The sequence below is a fragment of the Wolbachia pipientis genome, from assembly GCF_023661085.1.
Taxonomy (GTDB): domain Bacteria; phylum Pseudomonadota; class Alphaproteobacteria; order Rickettsiales; family Anaplasmataceae; genus Wolbachia.
The window spans coordinates 1-6,774 of the sequence record NZ_JAHDJT010000073.1 but is presented as its reverse complement, the minus strand read 5'-3'; the positions used below and the strand labels follow the sequence as shown (position 1 = coordinate 6,774).

The 6,774-nt window shown below is 36.1% G+C and carries 7 protein-coding genes; 1 reads left to right on the top strand and 6 read right to left on the bottom strand.

Annotation, left to right across the window (positions count from 1 at the left end; all coding sequences use genetic code 11):
* Nucleotides 1–244: 244 nt before the first annotated feature.
* The 6 genes from plsY to recA form a co-directional block, all read right to left on the bottom strand.
* A complete protein-coding gene (plsY, locus tag DM84_RS03985) occupies nucleotides 245–829 on the bottom strand; it encodes a glycerol-3-phosphate 1-O-acyltransferase PlsY (protein ID WP_250778469.1) in 585 nt (194 codons plus the stop codon).
* A 12-nt stretch (nucleotides 830–841) separates the two neighbouring features.
* Nucleotides 842–2,308, bottom strand: coding sequence for an alanine/glycine:cation symporter family protein (locus DM84_RS03980; RefSeq protein WP_250778466.1), 1,467 nt, complete (start codon nucleotides 2,306–2,308; stop codon nucleotides 842–844).
* A gap of 2 nt (nucleotides 2,309–2,310) precedes the next feature.
* Complete coding sequence (locus DM84_RS03975) at nucleotides 2,311–3,651, bottom strand: alanine/glycine:cation symporter family protein (RefSeq protein WP_250778464.1); 1,341 nt, start codon at nucleotides 3,649–3,651, stop codon at nucleotides 2,311–2,313.
* Nucleotides 3,652–3,682: 31 nt separating this feature from the next.
* Nucleotides 3,683–4,453 (bottom strand): CDP-alcohol phosphatidyltransferase family protein, encoded by a 771-nt coding sequence (locus tag DM84_RS03970; RefSeq protein WP_250778462.1) that lies wholly within the window; start codon nucleotides 4,451–4,453, stop codon nucleotides 3,683–3,685.
* Nucleotides 4,450–5,142 (bottom strand): phosphatidylserine decarboxylase, encoded by a 693-nt coding sequence (locus tag DM84_RS03965; RefSeq protein WP_250778460.1) that lies wholly within the window; start codon nucleotides 5,140–5,142, stop codon nucleotides 4,450–4,452. Before DM84_RS03965 ends, DM84_RS03970 begins: the two co-directional genes overlap by 4 nt.
* 221 nt (nucleotides 5,143–5,363) lie before the next feature.
* On the bottom strand, nucleotides 5,364–6,431 hold the full coding sequence (gene recA, locus DM84_RS03960; RefSeq protein WP_250778457.1) for a recombinase RecA: 1,068 nt from the start codon (nucleotides 6,429–6,431) through the stop codon (nucleotides 5,364–5,366).
* Nucleotides 6,432–6,459: 28 nt separating this feature from the next.
* Between recA and DM84_RS03955 the strand changes: the two genes are divergently transcribed.
* Nucleotides 6,460–6,609, top strand: a complete 150-nt coding sequence (locus DM84_RS03955; protein ID WP_250778455.1) for a hypothetical protein — start codon at nucleotides 6,460–6,462, stop codon at nucleotides 6,607–6,609.
* Nucleotides 6,610–6,774 lie beyond the last annotated feature (165 nt).

Below are 6,774 nucleotides of genomic sequence, written 5' to 3'. Positions count from 1 at the left end.
TAAAAAGACATGCAGTGCACATAGTGCGAAAAATTAAACAATAGTACGCCAAATATAAGTTCTCTTGTCATTTTAACCTGTACAGATTGGGAAATTAAACAAATAGCTTCAACACTATAATAAGGGTAACAGCGAGGGTTGTCAAGTAGTTTTTTTGTTTCTATTGAGTGACGTGGATAAGCCCAAACGTCATCATGTCTTTAGGAAAGCTTGCTAAGGGAGGCTCTTAAGTTGACGCCATTGGTTAAAACTGCTTATGAAATTTACACTCCTTGCCTTGCAGAAGATTTGCAATATTTTTGTGGTGCTTTAAAAAAACTAATACTGCCATAATCAATAGAGTAAAAAATAAGTCTTTTTGAAAAAAAAGAGATATCGCAATAACTGCCGCAGTGGCCGTTAAGGAGGCAAGAGAGGAGTATCGAAAGATAGAAAACACTGCTAGCCAAACAAATATAAATGCTAATGCCATATGAATACTAAGTGCTATCAAAATTCCCAAAGTTGTTGCAACTCCCTTCCCTCCACTGAATTTTAACCATATAGGAAACATATGCCCTAGAACTGCTAACATTGCAGATGCACATATGTAAAAACTACCACTACCAAAAAATTGTTGCGCTATATGAACCGCGATGAACCCCTTCAAGGAGTCCAGAAACAATGCCAGAGCAGCAATTCCCTTATTCCCTGTTCTTGCAACATTTGTAGCGCCGATGTTTCCAGAACCTACTTCTCTTAAATTTATTCCTTTTATCCTCGTAATGATTAAGCTAAACGGTATTGAACCCAACACGTAGGATAATATAAGAACTATATACTTCCCCACCGTAACAAAAATCTAGCTAATCTTGTTATTTCTTAGCCTTCTCAGGTAGCATTGAACTTCATCGTTAATCTTACTACTAAACAGTATAAGTGCTGTCATGTTGATGAGAGCTAAACAAGAGAATAAAGTTCCACCGATATTGGCAATAGTCATTATATCCTTAGAAAGACCAGAGAAAAACGCCACAATTATTACCGCTATGCGATATATCACTATACTCTTTGCACCAAACAAATATAGCCATCCCATTTCACAGCAATACACAAACGAAATTACTGAAGAAAACGCAAACAAAGGTGCAGCTATTGTCAAAAGTATAGGAAACCAAGAAGAAACTGTTTCAAATGCCTTTTGAGTAATCAATATCCCTTCGCCAACACCAGTCTGATACGCACCTGTTATAACTATTGTTATTCCTGTCAAACAACAAATTAACATTGTATCAAAGCATGGTTCTATCATTGCAACTAGTCCAGTTCTAACTGGCTCTTCATCTTTAGCTACTGCATGTGTAATTGAAGCAGAACCAACCCCCGCCTCGCTGGCAAAAATTGCTCTTTGAATCCCAGCAACGAACGCTCCAACTACTCCTCCACCAACGGCATTAAAATCTATCATATTGGAAAATAATATTTTAAATGCATTGCTAAAGTTGTGAATATTAAATGCGATTATAATGACACAACTAAAAATATATATGAGTGACATAATAGGCACCAACGTGGAAGATACTCTGGCTATTCTCTTAATTCCACCTATGATTACCAGAGCAAGTAATGCAGAAATTATAGAAGAAAGAAACCAAGGATGACTATCCACCCAATTTGAATAACCAGATAATATTGAAACCATTTGGTTGGTTTGAAACGCTACACTTCCACCAAGACCTGATAACACAAAAAACACTGCATATACCGCAGCCAATATAATACCAAGCTTCTTAAATCCAAATTCCTCCAGCCCATTCCTTATGTATTGAAAGGGACCGCTGAATAATTGTTCCTGACCTTCTGTTCTGTGCCTGAACGCTAAAGTCACTTCGGCGAATTTTGCTGACATACCAAAAAAGCCTGTAATCATCATCCAAGGCACCGCTCCTGGTCCCCCCATTGAAACGGCAATTGCAACACCAGCAACAGTTCCAAGACCCACTGTACTTGAGAGTGCGGTTACAAATGCCTGAAAATGCGTAATGTGACCATCGTGGTGATTTGTATCATATTTTCCACATAAGATAGCAAATGCATGCTTAAGCATTCTTATGTTGAGAAATTTAAAACGTAATGTTAGAAATATATAACCAAAAGCCACTAGGAGAATTACAAATGGCACGTAGAAGATTTTGAAAAACAATACCTCATTCGTGAAGTCATTTATTGTATTCAACACAGCGTCATAACTTTCGTACAAACCTGAAATAGCATGCGCATCATTAAACAATAGGCAAAACAATACTACATACAACAATCTACAAATCATGTTTAATACCTCTTAGAATGATAATAAGAATCTATCGTGTTTAGGACTTCCTTTCTCAGTAAATATATCGCAATAGCATTTGGAACCATAAGGGACATAAATAAACTATCGCCTAGATAAGATATAAATTCTATATTTTTTGATATACAACTGATATACACTGAAACCACTATAAGAACTTGAAATAATATCAGTACTTTTTTGTTACCAAACAAGTATAATAAGGCAACTTCACAATAGTAACAATAAGCTATTATCGTGGAAAATGCAAAGGAAAACATTATCAGCGGAAGAACTAGCTTGCTAAATAAAGGCAAGGCCGTTGAAAATACCGAACTAACTAACGTAACATCACCAATTTTATTGGTACTATGCATACCAGTGATAATTATCACAATGCCAGTCAAAAATGAGACCAATATTGTGTCTACAAATGGTGCAATCATTGCAACGCTTCCAACTTTAATTGGATCTTTCTCTTTCACAACCGAATGTGCTATAGCTGCTGTTCCGGTACCTGCTTCGTTAGCAAATACTGATCTTCTAACCCCGGCTATTAATCCACTCAGCACCCCACCTCCTATGGCTGATTTGTTAAAGATATCTTGAAATATTGTAGATAAAGCGTTCAACAGATTACTTTTGTTTACACAGATTAAATACACACACATGCCTATATACAATATTATCATAATTGGTGCTAAACCCGTTGAAACGAAAGCAATTCGTTTTATTCCTCCCAATATTACAATCAAGACAAGCAGCGATATAATAATAGACGCGTTATATTCAAAGAGGTTGTTTGACAATGCTGCAATTTGATTTGCTTGAAATGGTATGCCACCCAAAATCATCGCAATAAGTGACATAATTGCATAAGTGAATGCAAGAAATTTACCAGTCCTAACAAATCCAATCTTAGCAAGCCCGTATCTCATGTAATAAAAAGCCCCGCCAGTTGAGTTTTCAGAACGATAATTGAATGCAAGCACCACTTCGGCAAATTTTATCGACATACCAAGTATTCCAGTAATTATCATCCAAAAAATTGCACTTGGGCCCCCTATTGTGATAGCTATAGCAACTCCCGATATTGTCCCAAGACCAACCGTTCCTGAAATTACTGTTGCGAGCGCTTGAATATGAGTGATTACACCTTCGTTATGATTACATTTTAGGTTGAATAGTGTTTGTATTCCATGCTTGAATAACCTAAAGTTAGTAAATTTGAACTGAACCGTACAAAAAGCTCCAGTTGCAATTACCCAAATAATTATAAATGGAATGTTAAATATCTTTACGTATAGAAATGAATTTAATAGTTCACTTATTTTTATAACCATGCTACTTACTACTTTTTGTTATAATTTTTAGCTAACGAGCTTTATAGGTGTAATATATATAGAGCCCGATGCTTACTGGAATAGTTAGTGTATATATTACACCTAGAATTGGTAGAGTAATGCAAGGCTTACTGACAAAGAATACGATAAATACTCCAAAAAGTGACACAAATATATAGGACAGGCTCCTGGGAATATAAATGTACTTTGCAGAGAGAGTTGGAATATGGCTGACTGAAAAAAATGAAATAGCTAAAAAGTAACAAGCCGTATTTCTTATGTTAAAAAATTGCTCCATAAGAAGTAAATATTCACTTTCATGAGATTGAAAGGTAATGATTATTGGCAATAAAGAAAGTAAAGCACATATCGGTGCTGGAACACCGGAAAAGAAGAATTTTTCCCAGTCAAGTTGTTCTGCATTCAATGATACATTAAACCTTGCAAGCCTTATCGAAATGCAGATAACATATATCATTACCAATATCCACCCTATAACTTTGATTTCCTTTAACTTCCAAAAATATAAAAGAAATGCAGGTGCCGCACCAAAATTTAGAAAATCTGCAAACGAATCAAGCTGTGCCCCAAAATCACTAGTTGATTTTAGAATTCTGGCTATCCTACCATCCATTCCATCTATAATCGCTGCAATGATAATAAAAATTACTGCAAACTCCCACTCCTCATTAAACGTGAATTTAAGCGAAGTAAGACCAGAGCATAAACCCAATAAAGTTATAAAATTCGGGAATAACTTAGCAACAGGTAAAGACCTACTGTTACTGCCATTACTGCTCATATGACATCAAAAGTAAGCTTTTCTTGAGCACTTTCCTTATTCAAATTTGCTATAATTGTTTCACCACCAACAACAGTTTGCCCTTCTGAAACTCTTATTTCTATATCAGTAGGAACGTAAATATTCACCCTACTGCCAAACCTTATAATTCCAAATCTCTCACCTGCTTTTACGTTTTGAGACACTCTTAAATTACAAACGATGCGACGTGCAATTAATCCAGCTATTTGCTCTACAATAATTTCTTTTTCCTTTCCATACTCAACCACAATAACCTGCTTTTCGTTTTCGTTACTAGACCTATTGCTCATTGCAGACACAAACTTGCCTTTCTTATAGTGCATTTCCTTTACTGTACCAGATATTGGTACACGATTCACATGCACGTCCAAAACACTCAAGAATATGCTAACGAGCGTGAATTTCTTTTCTTCTTCGTCTTCTGTTGATAAAGAGTAACTCACTTCTTCAATTTTTGAAATCACACCATCTGCAGGGCTTAGTACAAGGTCTTTATTGCCTGGAACAACCCTTGCTGGATCGCGAAAGAAATAAGTGCACAATAACGTTGGAAACAAGCATGTAACGCCAAAACCCCAAGATATAGAGAACGCTATACATGTTACTATAAAAGAAACTACTATAAACAAATAACCTTCCTTGTTTATATTAGGCAAACTAAAACACATAATCCTAAAACAATAATCTGTTATTGACAACTTATCATTTATCACTCCTCATGGGAAGTTTTTTTTAACTGCTTCAAAAAGCTTTTTGATACGAGGTAAATTGTTATATTATAGCTAAAGCAGCTTAGGTTTATCGACGATTTGATATCCTGTTCTTCATTAGCAGAATCTATGCGAAGATATTGCAGCGGTATGACGATTGCATCCAAACTTCAGCTAAATCAGAAAACTGATTCTTCTAAAAGCTGCTCGCTTTCTTCTTCCATCGCAATAGAGTTACCGTGATTTCTAAATAAATCTCTAATTTTCGTTTCTATTTCATTTGCAATTTCTTTGTTTGTCTTGAGGTAATTTTTTACATTCTCCCTTCCTTGCCCAAGACGTGTGTTATTGTATGAATAATAAGCACCTGCTTTTTCAAGCACACCAAGTTTTGCTCCTATATCTATCATCTCTCCGAGTTTTGATATACCTTCATTGTACATTATATCAAACTTTGCTTCTCTAAATGGAGGAGCGACTTTATTTTTTACAACTTTAACTCTCGTTTCATTGCCCGTGACATTCTCTTTATCCTTTATTGCACCGATTTTTCTTATATCAAGCCTTATAGAAGTATAAAATTTCAACGCATTCCCACCGGTGGTAGTTTCAGGGTTTCCATATACTACTCCTATTTTCATACGGATTTGATTAATAAATATCAGTATACAGTTCGCTTTTGAAACTGCGGAAGTTAGTTTCCTGAGCCCATGACTTAGAAGTCTCGCTTGCAATCCCATGTGCTGGTCGCCCATATCTCCTTCAATTTCAGCTCTTGGAGTTAATGCTGCAACAGAGTCAACAACTATCACATCAACTGCACCAGAACACACTAAATACTCAACGATATGTAACGCTTGTTCTCCAGTGTCTGGTTGCGAGATTACCAAATCATCAGTGTTTACTCCAAGCTTACGGGCATATATGACATCCAATGCGTGCTCTGCATCGATAAATGCACATAATCCTCCTTTCTTCTGAGCTTCAGCAATTACATGCAAAGCAAGAGTGGTTTTACCAGAACTCTCAGGGCCAAATATCTCAATTATACGTCCTTTTGGCAACCCCCCAACACCTAGGGCTGAATCAAGCGCAATTGACCCTGTGGATATTGTATCTATCTTCTCTACAGGATTCTGCTTTAGCTTCATTATAGCGCCTTTACCGAATGCTTTTTCAATCTGGCTTATTGCGTTATCTAGCGCTCTTTGCTTATCATTATTTCTTTCTTCTGGGTTGCTTGCCATAGGTCATTTATTAATTTGTATAAATTCCATGATAATCGAACATGAACAACCTGCCAAGGGTTTTTTAATAACGAAAAACGTTGACGCTTTAGAAACAAAAAAACTACTTGACAACCTTCGCCGTTATCCTTATCATAGTAGTGAAGCTATTCATTTAACTTCGCAATCTGCAGATTAAAATGACAGAGGAAACTTTGTATTTGGCGTCTCATGTTTAAATTTTTGCACTATGTGCACTCCATGTCTTCATAAAACTTCTAGGTTTTTGCCTATACGAGCTGATAAGTCGTTTAAGACAGTATAGAACGTCAAATAGAACAAGGGAGAATTTGAATACTAGCTG